Here is a 16518-nt window from a genome sequence, read left to right as displayed (position 1 = left end):
AGGGATGGGGGGCGGGGCTACCGGTCGGTCGTCACCGTGTACGTCCCGTCCGCGTTGCCCACAAAGGTCACCGTTCCCTGGCGGTCGGTGCGGTAGACGCGGATGCCGTTTTGCCGGTAGAGGTCAAGGACCGCCCGCGTGGGGTGGCCGTAGGTGTTCTCGCCGACACCGATCACCACATTCTGAGGGCGAACGGCGGCCAGCCAGGCCGGGTGATCACCGTTCGCCGCGCCGTGGTGAATGCTCTTGTAGACCTGGAAGGGACCCTTGATCTCAGGGCGGTCCTCCTTCAGCCAGGCGGTGGTCTCGGGCTTCTCGCTGTCGCCGGTCATCAGGGCGCGGAACTCGCCAAACTCTACGCGCAGGCCCACGCTGTTGTCGTTCTGGTCGTCCCCCATGCCGGAGGGCGGAGCGATCACCCTCACCTTTACGCTGCCGAGGCGAATCACCTGCCTGTTCGCCTTCTGGAAGGTGGTCCCCGCCTCCTCCAGCGCCGAAACGAGGCGGTCCCAGGTCTGGGTGGTCCCCGCTCGCCCGTTGTTGAGAAAGAGTTTCGGTTTGGCAAGCCGCGCGGCGGGCACCAGGCCCGCGATGTGGTCCGCGTCGGCGTGGCTGGCGACCATCACGTCGAGCCTGTCCACCCCGTAGGTCTGAAGGTAGTCTTCCATTCGGCTGGCACTGCGGCCCCCGTCGTACAGCAGGGTCTTGCCCTCGGGGCTGCGAATCAGCACCGCGTCACCCTGCCCCACGTCCAGAAAACGGATGGTGACCTGACCGGCAGGTGAGCTCGCCTTCTCTCCCCGCTCCTTCTCGTCTCCACCGCCCAGAAATCCCCCTCCCGCGCAGGCGGCCAGGCTGGCGGTGAGAACCAGCACCAGCAGGCCCAGCAGGTCCGAGGAGCTGGGGCCGCCCTGAGGAGCAGCGGCCCGGGAAGTTCCTTGACGGGCGGGCGCCTTCTTCGCACGCGCGGTCTTCTTTGGGCTCACAGCGTGAGCTCCTCGCTGCCCTCAGCGGCCGAGTTCAGGGCGTCGAGGCGGCGCTGGGCCCGGGCCCGCCGGATACGGGTCTCTGCGGGAAGAACCTGGGCCGTCACGTCATCGGGGCCGTCTTGCACCGCGAGCACGTCCCCCTCGCGCACCCCCTCGGGCAGGGCGGCCAGGGGAAGGTCAAAGGTGGAGCCGTCCTCGCGTTCCACCCGTGCCACGCGGCCCTGCGGCCCCTCCTCGATCCCGTCCACCGTCCAGCGCTCCTGCCGCTGCGCGCGTTTCCCGTCCTTCATGCCCCCAGCGTAGCGCACGCTGGCCATTCTGTTGCTGTCCCACCTCAGCGGGCCGCAGGGCCTGTGCCACACTGCCCCCATGCGGCATTCCCTCACGCTGACAGACGGTGACCTCCTCCTGCGGCCCCTCACGGCGGCGGACATTCCGGCCCTCTGCGCGTTGGCGCGTGACTGTGCGGACGAACTGCGGTGGATGGGAACACCTCCCGATCAGCCCGCCTCCTACCAGGCGGCGCTGGAGGCCCCCGATCACATGCCCTTTGTGGTGGAGGTGGGCGGCGAAGTGGCGGGGAGCACGCGCTACGGTGACATCCGCGCCGCACACGGCGGGCTGGAAATCGGGTGGACATGGCTGCACCCCCGCTGGCACGGCAGCGGCGTGAACCGGCGGATGAAGCGGCAGCTGCTCGCGCACGCCTTTGAGGTGCTGGGCATGGAGCGGGTGCAGCTCAAGACTGACCTCCTGAACACGCGCTCACAGCGGGCCATCGAGAAGCTCGGCGCGGTGCGCGAAGGCGTGTTGCGGCGGCACATGCGGCGGCCCGACGGCACGATGCGCGACACGGTGATGTACTCGGTCACGCGGGACGAGTGGCCGGGGGTGGCCGCCCGGCTGGCGGATGAGGGCTAGGCGCCCAGCCGAACAGCCCGAGCAGGACGTCTCCCGCCCTCAGCGAAATGGCCTACCCGCCGCCCTTCCCCCGCTGGATCAACCTTTCTGCTTTCTTTTGAGAGAGAGAAACGTCACAGTAGAGGGTACGGCTCCCCTCCCCACCACCTCGCGCGATCCGCAGCGAGGCCCTGTTTCGACCCGCAGAGCCTCCAGCAGAAAGGTCTATCCATGCTTCATGAACACCTGGTCACCGAGGTCCTCGCGCTCGCCCAAGCGGGCGGGGCGGACTTCGCAGAACTCTTCGTAGAGGACACCGTCTCGACCACGCTCCGCCTGCACCAGGGCGAGGTCAAGGACGCGGGGGGAGGCAACCTCTTCGGCGCGGGCTTGCGGCTGCTGTACGGGCCGCGCGTGGTGTACGCCTACACGAACGACGTGACCCCCGGGGGGCTGCGCGAACTGGCGAACAACGTCGCGCGCGCTCGCGGCGGGGCGGGTGAGGTCAACCGCGCGGGCGCGGGTGGCCTGGACTTTTGCCGCCTGGACGTGAAGCCGCTGTATGTGGCCCGCCAGCATCCCCTTCACGCCGCCAAGCGCGAGAAGCTGGCCCTGATGCGCCGAGCACACGGTGCGGCAGCGGGCGCCGGCTTTGTGACGACCGTGGACGTGAACTACCTCGACCGGGTGCAGCGCGTGCTCATCGCCAACTCCGAAGGGGTGTGGGCCGAAGACGAGCGGGTCTGGACGCGCCTCAGTGTCACCGCCATCGCCCAGGACGGCACCCTGCGCCAGAGCGGCTTCTACGGACCCGGTGCGGGACAGGGCCTAGAGTTCTTCGAGACGGTCACCCCCGAACAAATCGGCGCGGAGGCCGCTCGCATCGCGGGCGCCATGCTGCACGCTGGGTACGCACCCGCCGGAAAACTCCCGGTGGTGATCGGCAACGAGTTCGGCGGCGTGATCTTCCACGAGGCGTGCGGGCACATCCTGGAGACGACGGCGGTGGAGAAGAACGCCAGCGTCTTCGCGGATAAGCTCGGGCAAAAGATCGCGCACGAGTCGGTGACGGCCATCGACGACGGCACCCTTCCAGGAGCCTGGGGCATGGTCACGGTGGACGACGAGGGCATGCCCGGTCAGCGCACCGTGCTGATCGAGAACGGGGTGCTGAAGTCCTTTCTGGTAGACCGCGTGGGCGAACTCAAGACCGGCTACGCGCGCACCGGCAGCGGGCGGCGGCAGAACTACACCTTCGCACCCGCCAGCCGTATGCGCTCGACCTTTATCGACAGGGGGCAGGAGACGCCCGAGAGCCTGATCCGGCAGGTCTCCCTGGGCATCTACGCCCGGAGGATGGGCGGCGGCAGCGTGACCCCCGGCACCGGTGACTACAACTTCGCGGTCAACGAGGCGTACATGATCCGCGGGGGCGAGATCGCCGAGCCGCTCAAGGGGGCCTCGCTCGTCGGGAACGGGGCACAGGACCTCAAACACATTGTGGGCGTCGCGGGTGACCTGGCGTTGGGGCAGGGCATGTGCGGCAGCGTGTCCGGTTCCCTGCCCACCGACGTGGGCCAGCCGCACATCCTCATTTCCGAGATCACCGTGGGAGGCCGCGCATGACCACAACGACCGAACAGCAGCTCAGCCTCGAAGGCGCGCGCGCCTACCTGCTCGGCCGTGCCCGCGAGCGCGGCGTGACCCTGGAAGTGTACGGCGAGCGGGACACCTCCACGAGCGTGCAAGCCTTCCGCGGCGAGGTGAGCGAGTTCAAGCTCTCCACCCGGCAGGGCATCGGCCTGCGGGCCCTGGTCCGGGGCGCGTGGGGCTACAGCTTCACCGAGAACCTCTCCCGGCCCGCCCTCGACCGCGCGCTCTCCGGCGCCATCGAGAATGCCGAACTCGTGGCGCCAGAGCCCGGCGCCGCCCTGCGCGACTGGCCCCCTCCACCCGCGCTCGACCTGTACGGCGAGGGCCTGAGCGGCGTGACGGTCGAGCAGAAGGTGAGGGTCGCCCTCGACCTCGACCGGGTGGCCCGCGAGGCCGACCCACGTGTGAGCAGCGTGCCTGACAGCGACTACCAGGACAGCGACAGCCAGTGCCTCGTGGCCAACACCGAGGGGCTGGCCCGCGAGGAACGGCAGCTCTATGCCATGGCGTACGTCTCTCCCCTGGTGTCGGAAGGCGGGCAGAACAAGATGCAGGGTGACTGGCAATTTACCCGCGAGTTCAGCGAACTCGACCCCACCCGCACGGCCCTTTCGGCGGTGGAAAAGGCAGTGGCTCTGCTGGGCGCGCAACCGGCTCCCAGCGGCACCTTCCCGGCGGTCATCACGGGAGAGTGCCTGGCGCACCTGCTGATGCTGTTTAGCCCGATGTTCAGCGGCAAGATGGTGGAGGAAGGCAAGAGTCCCCTGGTGGGCCGCCTGGGCGAGCGGATCGCCGCTTCTGTGGTCACCCTGGTGGACGACGCGACCCTGCCGCGCGGCCTCGCGTCACGCGCCTTCGACGCGGAGGGCTGCCCCAGCACCCCCCTCACGCTGATCGAGCAGGGCCGCCTGACCGCCTTGATGCACAACGCCGCTACCGCCGCACGTGCGGGAACAGCCAGCACCGGACACGCCACCCGCTTCGGCATTCAGGGCACCGTCGGTGTGGGCCCCAGCAACCTCTACCTACAGGGCGGGCACACGAGTCCGGCTGCCCTCGCCTCCGGCCTGACGGGGCTGCGCCTCACGGAGGTCTCGGGCGGGCACGCGGGCGCCAACCCCATCACCGGAGACTTCAGCCTGGAAGCCCAGGGCTTCTGGCTGGAGGGGGGCAAGGTCGCGTATCCCCTCGAAGTCTTTACCGTTGCCGGAAACATCCTGGACCTGCTCGCGAACATCGAAGCCGTGGGCAGCGAGCTTCACTGGACCCCGTACGCGGCGGGCGCGCCAGACGTGCGCGTCAAGGCCCTGGCGGTGGGCGGGGCGTCCGCATCAGGGAGCTGGGCCGGAAGGGGCTAGGTCGGCCGCCTGCCCGAGGGACACTTCCCCACGGGAGGGGGCGTAACATGCCTCCATGAAGTGGCTGCGCGACCAGAGCCTTGCCCCCATTGTGGAGAAAGTGGAAGCGGGCGAGCGCCTGAGCTTTGACGAGGGCTTGCGTCTCTTCCACACCCGTGACCTCAATGCCCTGATGCGCCTGGCGAACCGAACCAAGGAGCGGCGGCACGGAGACAAGGTCTACTTCGTGCACTCCATGCGCCTTGAATTCACCAACATCTGCTACGTGGGCTGCACCTTCTGTGCCTTTGCGGCCCGCAAGGGCGAGGAGCGCGCCTGGGACTACTCGCCGCAGGAGGTGGTCGAGCAGGTGCGGCGCCGCTACCTCCCCGGCATCACCGAACTCCACATGAGTAGCGGGCACCATCCCAACCGCCCCTGGGCCGACTACCCCGAGATGGTGCGGCAGCTCCGGGCCGCGTTCCCCGACCTACAGGTCAAGGCCTTTACGGCAGCAGAGATCGAGCACCTGTCCCGAATCAGCAAACGGCCCACCCTGGAAGTCCTGCGCGAGTTGCAGGCAGCCGGTCTTGCGGCGATGCCGGGCGGCGGCGCAGAAATCTTCGCCGATCGAGTGCGGCGCCAGGTCGCCAAGAACAAGGTCAAGGCGGAGAAGTGGCTTCAGATCCACCGTGAGGCGCACTCGCTGGGGATGCGGACAAACGCCACCATGCTCTACGGCCACATCGAGACGCTGGAAGAGCGGCTTGACCACATGCACCGCCTGCGCGAGCTTCAGGACGAGACGCAGGGCTTTCATGCCTTTATTCCTCTGGCCTTCCAGCCGCTGGGCAACACGCTCGCGCAGAACCTGGGCAAAACCGAGTTCACGACCGGCCTGGACGACCTGCGAAACCTCGCCGTAGCTCGCGTGTACCTCGACAATTTTCCGCACATCAAGGGCTACTGGGTGATGATCGGCTCGGAGCTCACGCAGGTGAGTTTGGACTGGGGCGTCAGCGATATCGACGGCACCATTCAGGAAGAACACATCGCGCACGCAGCGGGAGCCACCTCGCCCATGGCGCTCTCGCAGGCGGCGATGGTGCGGATGATTCAGCAGGCCGGGCGCGTGCCGGTGTTGCGCGACGCCTACTACAACGAGCTAGAGATCTTCCCCCGGCCGGGCGCGGAGGCGGCAGACTAGGGTGGCTGTCAGCGACCTAGACGCCGTGTTGGCGCTCGACGACGCCTGGAATGCCGCCTACCACCGCCGCGACCCCGGGGCGCTGGCGGAGTTGATGGCCGAAGACTGGCTGGGCTTCTTTCCCGCAGGTGAGGTGATCTTCCGCGCAGGCCTGCTTGAAGGCATGGGCCGTCTCCCCCCGCAGGCGCTCATGTTTGAACGCCATGCCGCGCGGGTATACGGCCAGACGGCGATCACCCGCGGCACCCTGTACGCGAACGGCACGCGGGTGCAGAGCTTCCTGCGGGTGTATGCCCAGCAGGAGGGCAAGTGGCGAGTGGTGTGCGTGCAGGTGGTGCCGTGATACGGATTCCGGCTCTAACCGGGGCCTCCGGGAAAGCGCCCAAGGCGAACGGCATTCTTTTTCCTTCTCCCGCCGCGCTTTTTCCACTCACCCAACGCTGGAGACAGTCATGCCCTACAAAGCAGGTTGGATTCACTACACGAACGTCGCTCCCATCCTCGACTCGCTTGTTCTCCCGCCTGGCGTGACCGCCATCACCGGCGTGCCGACCGAGATGAATGCCGCGCTTCTCTCGGGCGAAGTGGACATCGCCAACATCAGCGCGGTGGAATTTATCCGGCATGCGGAGAGGCTGGAGGCGCTGCCGGACTTCAGCGTGGCGGTGCTGGGGCCGGTGTACTCGGTAAATCTCTTTCATACCGTGCCCCTTCAAGACCTGCGGCGGGTGGCCCTGACCCGCCAGAGCGCGATGAGCGTGGCGCTGCTGGAGGTGCTGCTGCGCGAGCGGGGCCTTTTTCCCACCCTGGAGGTCGCGGAAGGCGAGGCGGAAGACCTCCTCGCCTCGGGGTACGACGGCGTGCTGCGGATCGGGGACAGCGCCCTACGCGAGTGGTACCGGGTCGCCGGACCACTGACGCCCGAGACGACCATGACGATGCTCCCGCACACGGGCCGGGGCATCACCGTCACGGACCTGGCCGAGGAGTGGTTTCGCCTCACCGGGCATCCCTTCGTGTTTGCCGTGTGGGCCTACCGCCGGGACAATCCGCCCCCACCCGAACTGGTGCAGGCGATGCGGGAGGCGCGGCGCGAGGGAATCGGGCACCTGGCGAACGTGGCGGCGCGACACGCCCAGAAGCTGGGCTTGCCCGCGCGGGTGGTTCAGCATTACCTCTGGAACTTTCGCTATCACCTCGAAGCGCCCGACCGCCTGGGGCTGCATGAGTTTGCGGGGAAAGCCGTGCCGGGTCATGCGCCGCTGCGCTTCGGACCGGGAAACCCCAGGCGTCACGTTCTGGTTACTTCTGAGGGGCTCAAGCCATGACCCCCCAAAGGCGAGCGCTGAGGATGGCCCTTCGGGGGAGGGGCCGCACCCGATCCGACGAGGAGGTGCCCCATGGGGCATGAAGCTGGGGCACCGGCGGAGGACACCTTCCGCGCGCGCGTCCTGGCGCTGATCGCTCGCATCCCGCCGGGCCGGGTGATGACGTACGGACAACTCGCGCTCCTGGCCGGCAGGCCAGGGCCAGGGGGAGCACGGCTGGCCGGGTTCGTGCTTGCGAGCCTGCCCGGGCAGTCGGATCTGCCCTGGCAACGGGTGATCAACGCGCAGGGCCGGGTCAGCACCCACAAGCTCGGCTTTGGGAACGTGCAGGAACGGCTGCTGGAGGCCGAGGGCGTGACCTTTGACGCCAGCGGGCGCTGCGACCTTGCGCGGCTGCAATGGTGGCCCGCAGAGGAGAACAGCGCCCCGCCCGAGCGGCTTCTATAGGGCGGTGGCCACTGGTCAAGCGCAGCTCAAGTCCTCGGGACCGGCATCCCTCGCCCGGGAGCGTATGCTGGCGGCATGTCGGTGAAGCGAACGAGACGAAACAGGTGGGCGGCGGGCGACGTGTTGTCGTGGGTGCTGGGCGTGACGCTGGGCCTGGTACTGGGCGTGGCGCTCCTGATCCTGACGCCCCGTCTGATGGCTGGGCAGAGCCAGGCTGCCGCGGAAGGAACGGTCGCCGAGGGCGCGTCGGCACAGGGCGGGACCGAGGGCGCGGCCCCCACAGAGGCGACGACCACGAGCGGCGGCGGCGGCACGGCGGAGAATACCCAGGTGCCCGCCCCGGTTCAGGGCACTTCGGAAACCATGACGGGTGACGGCACCACCGGGACCGAAACCACGTCCTCGTCACCAGGAACGCCCCCCAACGCGGAAAACGCGGAGAACGAAAAGCAGACGGAAGAGACGAAGACGGGCACAGCGGCAGGCGGTGAAGGCCCGGCCGATATGGCGGGCGAGAATGGCGATGGGGCCAACACCGGGTCCACCTCCGACATGGCGGCGGGGGGTACTGCCAGCGGTGACGCCGCCGCCGGTCAAACGGTTTTTGTCAGTAACTGTGGAGGTTGCCACGGCGCGAACGCCCAGGGTGGTCTAGGCCCCAGCCTGGTCGCGGCGGATGGTCCCAAGAGCTGGACGCTGGAGCAGTTTGGCGCGGCGGTGCACGAAGGCCGCGCCCCTGACCGCGAGCTGGCCCCCACCATGCCCCGTTTCTCCAAGCAGCAGATCAGTGACCAGCAGCTTGCGGACATCTACGCCTACCTGAAGTCGCTGTAACGGCACTCGCCAGGCAGCGCCGCCCATAGGACGGGGTGGCGCTGCCTCTGCTGGTGTGACGATCCTGCCCCGTCTGAAGCACACAGTGAAAGCAGGGCCGACTGCCTACACTCGCCGGGTGAGAAAACAGCCCGAGGTTCAGCCCCTGGCCATCCGCGAACAGCTCACCGTGCTGGCCCGCGCGCTTCCCGCCCTGTTCCGCAGCGCGCCCGGCCTCGTCGTCCTGATGGGCCTGATGGTCGTGGTGCAGGGGCTCACGCCCACCGCGACAATTCTGCTGAGCAAGTGGACGGTGGATGGAATCAGCCGCGCCGTGCAGGGCGGCGAGACGAATCTCACGCTGCTCGCCCTCGCCTGGGCGGGCACAGCCCTGCTCACGCAGCTCGCGCAGGTGGCGAGCACGGTGCTCCAAGGCTACGCCGCCGATCACTTCACCGTGCAGACGGTCACCAGCCTGATGCACAAGATGCGGGAGCTCCCAGGTCTGGACGTGGTCGAGGACCCCCGCTTTCATGACGACGTAGAAACCCTCCAGGTAGGCGCACGCTTCCGCCCGCTCAACCTCACGGCGACGCTGCTCGGACTGCTGCGCTCGCTGGTGAGCGTGGTGGGTGTGGCTGGGACGCTCCTGACCGTGGGCTGGTGGGTGCCGCTGGTCGTGGTGCTGGGCATGCTGCCGCTGGCCCGCACCCAGATTCGCCTGCGCGAGCTGGGCTGGAGCCTCGCCATTCAGCGTACCCAAGAGGCCCGCGAACTCGCCTACGACCAACGCGTCGCCATGCGCCACGAGTACGCCAAGGAGGTGCGCCTCTACGACCTGATGCCCTACCTCACCAGTCGGTATGTGAGCAAGGCGACGGCGTACCAGCGGGTGATGCGTGCGGTGCGCAACAGACAGGTGCTGGGCGTGCTGCCTGCGCAGGCGCTCGCGTTGGGGGTCACCGCGGGTCTTTTTGCCTACGCGGTGGCGCAGGCGGAAGCGGGGGTACTCACGGCGGGCACGGTCGTGCTGGTGATCGGCGCGCTCGCGCAGGTCCGTGAGGGCCTGGGCAGCGTCACCGAGTACCTCGGCATGGGTACCGAGCACCTGCGCTGGTTTCAGAAGTACTACGCCTTCCTCGACGCCCGCCCGGGGGTTGCCCCACCCGAGACACCCCGTCCCCTCCCCGCACGCCTTGACCTGACGCTGGAGCACGTGAGCTTCGCCTACGGCGGCCAGCCTGCGCTGGAGGACATTTCGCTAGACATTCCCGAGGGGCAGGTTGTCGCCATCGTGGGGGAGAACGGAGCGGGCAAAACCACCCTGGTCAAGCTGCTGCTGCGTTTCTACGACCCGACTGCCGGGCGCATCCTGGTCGGAGGGCCGGGCGAGGCCACGGACCTGCGCGACCTCGATCCCACGGCGTGGCGTTGTCAGGTTGCCGCCGTCTTCCAAGACTTCGCCCGCTTCGAGTGGACGCTGCGCGAAAACGTCCTGCTGGGCCGCCCCGAGGACGCCTTCAAACTCGCCCAAGCAGCGCGCGCCAGCGGCCTCGACACGGTCCTGCCCCGGCTCGCCGCTGGCCTGAATACTCGCCTGGGCCAGGCCTTCGGCGGGGTGGACCTCTCGGGCGGGCAATGGCAGAAGCTCGCCACTGCCCGCGCCCTGTACCGGGATGCCCGCATCCTCATTCTCGACGAGCCCACCGCCGCCCTCGATCCCCGCAGCGAGAGCGAGGTTTTTGCGGCTTTTGCCGCCCTCGCCCGGGGCCGCACCACCCTGCTGATCACCCACCGCCTAGGAAGCGTCTTGATGGCTGACCGCATCCTGGTGATGCGAGCGGGCCGCCTGATCGAGGACGGCACCCACGCGGAGCTTCTCGCGCAGGGCGGCGAGTACGCCGAACTGTGGCGCATGCAGGCCGGGCAGTACCTGGAGGAGAAGCCCGCGCGGGAGACGGCGGAACTGGGCTGAGCCACCGGGCAACAAAAAAGCCACCTCTTGGGCGGTGATGGGTAAAGAATAGCGCGAGATACGAACGGGGTCAAGAGTATGCACTGAAATGCGGACGAAAGTCTGCATAGTTCAAGTGCCCACCAACCCCGGCGCATCCTGGAGTCATGAAGCCGTACGTGCCGCTGGGCGCGTTCTCGCGCCATCTCCAGGCTTTCAGGCCGCTCTTTGGTGACCGCCGCTTGTTCCAGGGGTTCTCGACCACCCTGCAAGGCCTCCTCGCCTCCGGGGGATTGCCTCTGTCACAGATCGCTCGCGCTGAAGGTCCACGTGCACGGCACAGCCGTGCACCTTCCTGGTCCCTCTCCCCTGGAGTGCACGGCGGTACGCCTGGAACCAAGGCGCTTGAGGACCGGTGAGTCACCTGCGCCTGCCCGCTGAGGACGTGACGGCCCGCCTGGACCAAGGGGGTCTTGAAGTGAGAGAGTGCCCGCGTCCTGCACTTCGACGGCTTGCGGGTCCTGGTGAGCTGCGCGTGGATCGTGGCCGCCTTCCTGTTCGAGTGGGGCGCGACCCTGGACAACCGGCAACTCCACCTGCTCGCGCATTGGGGAGGGTGGCGACGGCAAGAGAAACACCCGCCAGGCAAGCGGGTGTTGACCTGGGGACTGGAGCGTCTGGCCGTCTTCCTGATGATGCAGGAACAGCGCTCAGATCCCCAGCGCCGATAGCAGATCGATGCGCTCCTGGTCGAGCTTTTTGCCCCTTGATCTTTTCGTCTACATTTCAGATGCAGGCGGATTTTGGAGGAGGCGCGGCTTTCATGGCAAAAACTCGCGCCTCTGGTGCCGTGTCCGTTACCGGCCTTCTTGTACCAGGGCGCTTCCATGCTCTTCCCCCTCTCTCCCCGCTTGGGGTAGGCCACAGCATGACATCTGGTGGCAGCCCGCTGAGGGAAACGTCACCTTCTTGCCGCAGAATGTGAACTAAGATATTGAGTCTATGGCCCTCTGTGCCCCCATGAGGAGGCCGGGGCAGCGGCGAACCTTCCCCCGACGCCGGGAGGGCTCGGCACCGAAAGGAGCGTCTGACATGTTCCCAGACTCCAGTCTTCCGGCCTCCGTGTGCCGGGGAAGCCTTCAAACTTCTGTCTGGGGGCTCTCTCTCCTACTCGCTTCGCTCGCCCTCCTGGCGGGCGTGGAGGTCTGACATGCATAAAGTAGCGATCGTGGGCCGACCAAATGTCGGCAAGTCCAGCCTGTTTAACCGCCTGCTGGGGCGGCGCGAGGCCGTGGTGGCCGATTTTCCGGGCGTGACGCGGGATGCCAAGGAAGGCGTGATGCTCTACCACAACCACCGCATCACGCTGATAGACACGGGCGGCCTGTGGAGCGGGGACGAGTGGGAACAGGCCATTCGTGAAAAGGCCGAGTGGGCGATGGAGGGCGCGCAGGCCGTCATTTTTGTGCTCGATCCCCGCGAGGGCCTTTCGGCCGCCGACTACGAGGTGGCCGAGTGGCTCAGAAAACTGGGCAAGCCGGTGATTGTCGCGGCGAACAAGATCGACAGCCCTAAGCACGAAGTGTACCTGGCCGAGCTGTGGGGCCTGGGCTTCGGGGAACCGGTGGCGATCAGTGCCGAGCATGCGCGTGGTCTGGATGACCTGATGGACCGGGTGCTCCGCCACCTGCCCACCGACGACGAGGACGTACCGGAGGTCGCGCCCATTCGCATCTCCTTGATTGGCCGCCCCAACGTGGGCAAAAGCAGCCTGCTCAACGCCATCATCGGCAGCGAGCGGGCCATCGTGGCGGATGTGCCCGGCACCACCCGCGACAGTCTGGACGTGGAGTGGAACTACGGGGGGCAGCGCTTCGTGCTGGTGGACACGGCGGGCATTCGCCGCAAGCCCGATACCGCCATCGAGGAGTACGCCATTCAGCGGTCCGAAGCGGCCATCGAGCGCAGCGACATCATCTGGCTGGTGGTGAACGCGACCGAGATCGGCGATCACGAGCTCAAGCTTGCCAACCTCGCCTACGAAAGCGGCAAACCGGTGGTGGTCGTGGTGAACAAGTGGGACCTCGTCCCCGACGAGGACCTGAAGCGCACCGAAAAGGAGCTGAATCAAAAGCTTTACCACATCGCCTACGCGCCGCGCGTGTACACCTCGGCGATCAATGACTACGGCATCCACGACATGCTGGCCGAGGCCATGAAGCTCTATGAGAAGTGGCAGAGCCGCATTCCCACGGCGGAACTTAACCGTTGGCTGGAGATCTGGCAGATGCGCCAGGCGGTGCCCAATTTCGGCGGTAAGCCGCTGCGGATGTACTTCATGACCCAGGTGGAAACCGCGCCGCCCACCTTTGTGATTTTTTGTAACCGAGCCGACTTTGTCACTCGTGCCTACGAGGGCTTCCTTCAGAACCGAATTCGGGAAGACCTGGAGCTGGCGGGTATCCCTGTCCGCATCAAGTGGAAGGAGAAGGGGCCGTATCGCCCCGGCAACAAGAAGGGCGAGGGGGCAGAGGTCTAGGCGTGCCCCTTGCCGTGACCGTGTGCTGAGTTCTGCGTCCGGTGTGCAGGAGAGCCCGGCGGGTGAACGGATCCTGAAGGCCTGCACACGGGGCACGGAGGCAGGAACATGATTCGCAATCGCAAGTTGTCCAAGTCCATCGGGGACGCCAGTTGGCGAGAGTTCCGGTTATGGATTGAATACTTTGCGAGAATCATGGGCAAGATAGCCATTCCGGTCAATCCCGCGTATACCTCTCAGATTTGCTCGGGGTGCGGTCAGACGGTGAAAAAAGACCTGAAGACCCGGCAGCATGTGTGCGGTTGCGGCGTCAACTTAGACCGCGACGACAACGCCGCCATCAACATCCTGAAGCTCGGACTCCGTATGGTGGGGCACGCCAAAACGGCTGGGGAAACCCAGGAAACGCTTGTGGAGACGGAAGAAGACCTGCGCTTGCGGGCGTCTGTCGCTGAAGCAAGAATCCCACCCTTTTAAGGGGGGGAGTGTCAAGCTTGCCGCCTGTGATGTGGGCGGCGGAGATGAGGGCGAGAACGAGGGCACCGTCACCGAACAGGGCGAGGACGACGACTAAGGGCGTAGGTGAGGCAACCTTTCTTGTCCCCACGGTTCGGTGGGGGCTTTTTGGTTTCGGCACCGAGCCGATCACAGCACGCACACACCTGCCTGGCTATCTTCCTGACACTCGACATCTCGGCGTTGCTGCCAACTCAGGAGGTTCTATGAAGCGTTCTCCCCTCTTCGGCCTGCTGACCCTCAGCGTGCTGCTTGGAGCCTGTGCCACAGCCCCCGAGCCCACGACCACCGCTTCGACGGCGGGGCATCCGTACGTGCCCGGCGAGGTGATTGTGCAGCTTTCCAGCAACCTGGGTGCCCAGAGCCTAGGTGCGCTCGAAGCGCGGCTGGGCGTGCAGTCGCTGGAGCAGCTCGCGGTGGTGAACGGAGCGGCGCTGCTGCGCACCCGAATCACCGATGGGCAAAGCGTGGAAGCCAAGATCGCGCAGCTGCAGGCAAGCGGCGCCGTTCGCTTTGCGGAGCCCAACTGGATCTACCAGCACCAGGCGACCGTCACCGACCCGTACTACACTGACGGCACCCTCTGGGGAATGGCGGGCGACGCGAGCAGTCCCGCCAACGCCTACGGCAGCCAGGCTGCTGAGGCCTGGGCCCGCGGCACGGTGGGCAGTGACAACGTGTACGTGGGCATCATCGACGAGGGCTACCAGTTCGACCACCCCGATCTCAAGGGGAATGCCTGGCTTAACCCCTTTGACCCGGTGGACGGCGTAGACAACGACGGTAACGGCTACGTGGACGACACGCGCGGCTGGGACTTCGCCAACGGGGATAACACGGTCTATGACGGCGGCACACGCGGCAGCCTGGATGCCCACGGCACGCATGTCGCCGGGACGATCGGCGGCACCGCGAATGACGGCGGCGTGGTTGGCGTGAACCACAACGTCACGCTGATCAGCGGCAAGTTCCTGGGCCGCCGGGGCGGCAGCACCGCCGACGCGATCAAGGCTGTGGACTACTTCACCGACCTCAAGACGCGGCACGGCCTGAATATCGTGGCAACCAACAATTCCTGGGGCGGTGGGGGATACTCGCAGGCCCTGTACGAGGCCATTGTGCGCGGGGCAAAGGCGAACATCCTCTTCATCGCGGCGGCGGGGAACAGCGGCACCGACAATGATACGACGGCCTCCTACCCCAGCAACTACGACACCAGCAGGGACGCTGGGTACGACGCGGTGATCGCCGTGGCGGCCATCGACAAGACCGGTGCCCTCGCCTCCTTTAGCCAGTACGGCAAGACGCAGGTGGACCTTGGGGCACCCGGTGTGGCGATCACCAGCAGCGTGCCGTACAACAAATACGCCAGCTACAACGGCACCAGCATGGCAACCCCCCACGTCACCGGGGCCGCGGCTCTGTATGCCAGCACCCACCCGGGCGCCACTGCCCAACAGATTCGGAATGCCATCCTCGGGAGCGTGATCGCGACCCCTAGCCTGAATGGCAAGACCGTGACGGGAGGCCGCCTCAACGTGAGCGGCTTCTAGGGCCGTCCGCATCACAGGAACTGGAGTCCCTCGCTGGCTGGTCCGCGAGCTCACAGTTGACCGCCCCTCGTACCGGGCACACTGGTTTATGGTTCGCGCTGTCTTTGCGCCATTGGTCCTGACCGTCCTGCTGGCCCCCTCTGTCCAGGCCCAGCGGGCGGCTGCGCCGCAGGTGAAGTTCACCCCCTTTGTGAGCGGGCTGCCACAGGTCACCACCCTCACCCACGCCGCAGACGGCTCCGGGCGGCTCTATGCCGCGTTGCAGGGCGGGCAGGTGCGCGTCATTCAAAACGGACAGGTGCGCGCCCAGCCCTTTCTTGACGTGAGTGGCCTCACCCGGGCAGGGGGTGAGCGCGGCCTGCTGGGCCTGGCCTTTGACCCCAGCTACCGGCAAAATCGCCGCCTGTACATCCACTACACCGACCGGAACGGCGATACCGTGCTGGCCCGGTACACGGCCACCGCCGACTTCTCCCGCGCCGATCCGGCCAGCGCAAAGGTGCTCTTCACCACCGACCAGCCCTACGCCAACCACAACGGCGGGCAGCTGGCCTTTGGGCCAGACGGCTTCCTGTACCTGGGCCTGGGCGACGGCGGCAGCCAGGGTGACCCGCAGGAGAACGCGCAGAAGTTGAGCACACCCCTGGGCAAGATCCTGCGCTTTGACGTGCGGGGCGACGCCGCAAAACCCGCCCCCGGCAACCCCTTCCTCAACCGCCAGGGGGCCAACCCCTACATCTGGGCGTACGGCCTGCGAAACCCCTGGCGTTTTTCCTTCGACCGCGTGACTGGGGACCTGATCATCGCGGATGTAGGGCAGAACGCTTTTGAGGAGGTCAACCGCCAGCCGCGCGCCAGTCGAGGCGGCGAGAACTACGGTTGGGATCTGCGCGAGGGCCGCAGTTGCTATGAGCCTCCTCAGGGCTGCCGCACCCAGGGCCTCACCGAACCCGTCTTGGTGTACGGCCGGGACGAGGGCCAGAGCATCACAGGCGGGTACGTCTACCGGGGCCAAGCCATTCCCGCGCTCAAGGGACAGTACGTCTTTGCCGACTTTGGCAGCGGCAATGTCTGGGCCGCCCCCGTCAGCGGGCAGACTTGGAGCAAGACCCGCATCGGGCGTGTGGAGAACCCCTCCACCTTCGGGGAGGACGAGGCAGGCGAACTGTACGTGGCGGAATACAGCAGCGGGCGAATCCTGAAACTGGGGCGCTGAACCCAGTTAGAGGAGCAAAGAAGAGGCGGCGGGCCTTTCTCCTCGCCGCCACTCTTCAGGCTGTGC

The 16518-nt window shown here is 66.9% G+C and carries 16 protein-coding genes; 14 read left to right on the top strand and 2 right to left on the bottom strand.

The genetic code is table 11. The features are described from left to right. Positions 1 to 17: 17 nt before the first annotated feature. Together EI73_RS10765 and EI73_RS10760 are read right to left on the bottom strand one after the other, a co-directional pair. Positions 18 to 986, bottom strand: a complete 969-nt coding sequence (locus tag EI73_RS10765; protein ID WP_034386639.1) for a ComEC/Rec2 family competence protein — start codon at positions 984 to 986, stop codon at positions 18 to 20. After that, complete coding sequence (locus EI73_RS10760; protein WP_034388125.1) at positions 983 to 1279, bottom strand: DUF3006 domain-containing protein; 297 nt, start codon at positions 1277 to 1279, stop codon at positions 983 to 985. Before EI73_RS10760 ends, EI73_RS10765 begins: the two co-directional genes overlap by 4 nt. Before the next feature lie 79 nt (positions 1280 to 1358). On the opposite strand from EI73_RS10760, the gene EI73_RS10755 reads away from it, so the two are divergent. From EI73_RS10755 to EI73_RS10690, 14 genes are all read left to right on the top strand, one after another. After that, the gene (locus tag EI73_RS10755) at positions 1359 to 1910 is read left to right on the top strand and encodes a GNAT family N-acetyltransferase (RefSeq protein WP_034386637.1); all 552 of its coding nucleotides are present in this window, start codon (positions 1359 to 1361) and stop codon (positions 1908 to 1910) included. Between the two features lie 210 nt (positions 1911 to 2120). Beyond that, positions 2121 to 3515 (top strand): TldD/PmbA family protein, encoded by a 1395-nt coding sequence (locus EI73_RS10750; protein WP_034386634.1) that lies wholly within the window; start codon positions 2121 to 2123, stop codon positions 3513 to 3515. After that, entirely contained in the window at positions 3512 to 4900 is a 1389-nt protein-coding gene (locus tag EI73_RS10745) for a TldD/PmbA family protein (protein WP_034386632.1), read from the top strand. The genes EI73_RS10750 and EI73_RS10745 overlap by 4 nt, the downstream gene beginning before the upstream one ends. A 55-nt stretch (positions 4901 to 4955) precedes the next feature. Beyond that, positions 4956 to 6086, top strand: coding sequence for an aminofutalosine synthase MqnE (gene mqnE / locus EI73_RS10740; RefSeq protein ID WP_034386630.1), 1131 nt, complete (start codon positions 4956 to 4958; stop codon positions 6084 to 6086). Position 6087: 1 nt separating this feature from the next. After that, a complete protein-coding gene (locus EI73_RS10735) occupies positions 6088 to 6429 on the top strand; it encodes a nuclear transport factor 2 family protein (protein WP_034386627.1) in 342 nt (113 codons plus the stop codon). A 109-nt stretch (positions 6430 to 6538) separates the two neighbouring features. Further along, positions 6539 to 7414: a menaquinone biosynthetic enzyme MqnA/MqnD family protein gene (locus tag EI73_RS10730; RefSeq protein WP_034386625.1), complete on the top strand. Its 876-nt coding sequence runs from the start codon at positions 6539 to 6541 to the stop codon at positions 7412 to 7414. Between the two features lie 72 nt (positions 7415 to 7486). Next, positions 7487 to 7861, top strand: a complete 375-nt coding sequence (locus tag EI73_RS10725; RefSeq protein ID WP_034386621.1) for an MGMT family protein — start codon at positions 7487 to 7489, stop codon at positions 7859 to 7861. A 75-nt stretch (positions 7862 to 7936) separates the two neighbouring features. Next, positions 7937 to 8695 (top strand): cytochrome c, encoded by a 759-nt coding sequence (locus tag EI73_RS15650; protein WP_081909010.1) that lies wholly within the window; start codon positions 7937 to 7939, stop codon positions 8693 to 8695. Positions 8696 to 8813: 118 nt separating this feature from the next. Then, a complete protein-coding gene (locus EI73_RS10715) occupies positions 8814 to 10649 on the top strand; it encodes an ABC transporter ATP-binding protein (RefSeq protein WP_051935491.1) in 1836 nt (611 codons plus the stop codon). 491 nt (positions 10650 to 11140) lie between these two features. Continuing rightward, entirely contained in the window at positions 11141 to 11359 is a 219-nt protein-coding gene (locus tag EI73_RS10710) for a hypothetical protein (protein WP_034386620.1), read from the top strand. Between the two features lie 479 nt (positions 11360 to 11838). Further along, positions 11839 to 13167 carry a ribosome biogenesis GTPase Der gene (gene der, locus EI73_RS10705; protein ID WP_034386618.1) on the top strand — a complete coding sequence of 443 codons (1329 nt, stop codon included), beginning with the start codon at positions 11839 to 11841 and terminating at the stop codon, positions 13165 to 13167. Positions 13168 to 13275: 108 nt separating this feature from the next. Next, a complete protein-coding gene (locus tag EI73_RS10700) occupies positions 13276 to 13644 on the top strand; it encodes a zinc ribbon domain-containing protein (protein WP_051935490.1) in 369 nt (122 codons plus the stop codon). Between the two features lie 245 nt (positions 13645 to 13889). Continuing rightward, the gene (locus tag EI73_RS10695) at positions 13890 to 15236 is read left to right on the top strand and encodes a S8 family peptidase (RefSeq protein WP_034386616.1); all 1347 of its coding nucleotides are present in this window, start codon (positions 13890 to 13892) and stop codon (positions 15234 to 15236) included. An 88-nt stretch (positions 15237 to 15324) separates the two neighbouring features. Continuing rightward, positions 15325 to 16452 carry a sorbosone dehydrogenase family protein gene (locus EI73_RS10690; protein WP_081909009.1) on the top strand — a complete coding sequence of 376 codons (1128 nt, stop codon included), beginning with the start codon at positions 15325 to 15327 and terminating at the stop codon, positions 16450 to 16452. Positions 16453 to 16518 lie beyond the last annotated feature (66 nt).

The sequence above is a fragment of the Deinococcus sp. YIM 77859 genome (assembly GCF_000745175.1).
Taxonomy (GTDB): Bacteria; Deinococcota; Deinococci; order Deinococcales; family Deinococcaceae; genus Deinococcus.
This window is presented reverse-complemented; position numbering and strand designations above follow the sequence as displayed.

What these genes read in the sequence shown, in the direction of transcription:
- EI73_RS10755 (WP_034386637.1), top strand. Translation starts at nt 1,359, where the DNA reads ATGCGGCATTCCCTCACGCTGACAGACGGTGACCTCCTCCTGCGGCCC.
- EI73_RS10725 (WP_034386621.1), top strand. Translation starts at nt 7,487, where the DNA reads ATGGGGCATGAAGCTGGGGCACCGGCGGAGGACACCTTCCGCGCGCGC.
- EI73_RS15650 (WP_081909010.1), top strand. Translation starts at nt 7,937, where the DNA reads ATGTCGGTGAAGCGAACGAGACGAAACAGGTGGGCGGCGGGCGACGTG.
- EI73_RS10745 (WP_034386632.1), top strand. Translation starts at nt 3,512, where the DNA reads ATGACCACAACGACCGAACAGCAGCTCAGCCTCGAAGGCGCGCGCGCC.
- mqnE (WP_034386630.1), top strand. Translation starts at nt 4,956, where the DNA reads ATGAAGTGGCTGCGCGACCAGAGCCTTGCCCCCATTGTGGAGAAAGTG.
- EI73_RS10730 (WP_034386625.1), top strand. Translation starts at nt 6,539, where the DNA reads ATGCCCTACAAAGCAGGTTGGATTCACTACACGAACGTCGCTCCCATC.
- der (WP_034386618.1), top strand. Translation starts at nt 11,839, where the DNA reads ATGCATAAAGTAGCGATCGTGGGCCGACCAAATGTCGGCAAGTCCAGC.
- EI73_RS10690 (WP_081909009.1), top strand. Translation starts at nt 15,325, where the DNA reads ATGGTTCGCGCTGTCTTTGCGCCATTGGTCCTGACCGTCCTGCTGGCC.
- EI73_RS10695 (WP_034386616.1), top strand. Translation starts at nt 13,890, where the DNA reads ATGAAGCGTTCTCCCCTCTTCGGCCTGCTGACCCTCAGCGTGCTGCTT.
- EI73_RS10760 (WP_034388125.1), bottom strand. Translation starts at nt 1,279, where the DNA reads ATGAAGGACGGGAAACGCGCGCAGCGGCAGGAGCGCTGGACGGTGGAC.
- EI73_RS10750 (WP_034386634.1), top strand. Translation starts at nt 2,121, where the DNA reads ATGCTTCATGAACACCTGGTCACCGAGGTCCTCGCGCTCGCCCAAGCG.
- EI73_RS10700 (WP_051935490.1), top strand. Translation starts at nt 13,276, where the DNA reads ATGATTCGCAATCGCAAGTTGTCCAAGTCCATCGGGGACGCCAGTTGG.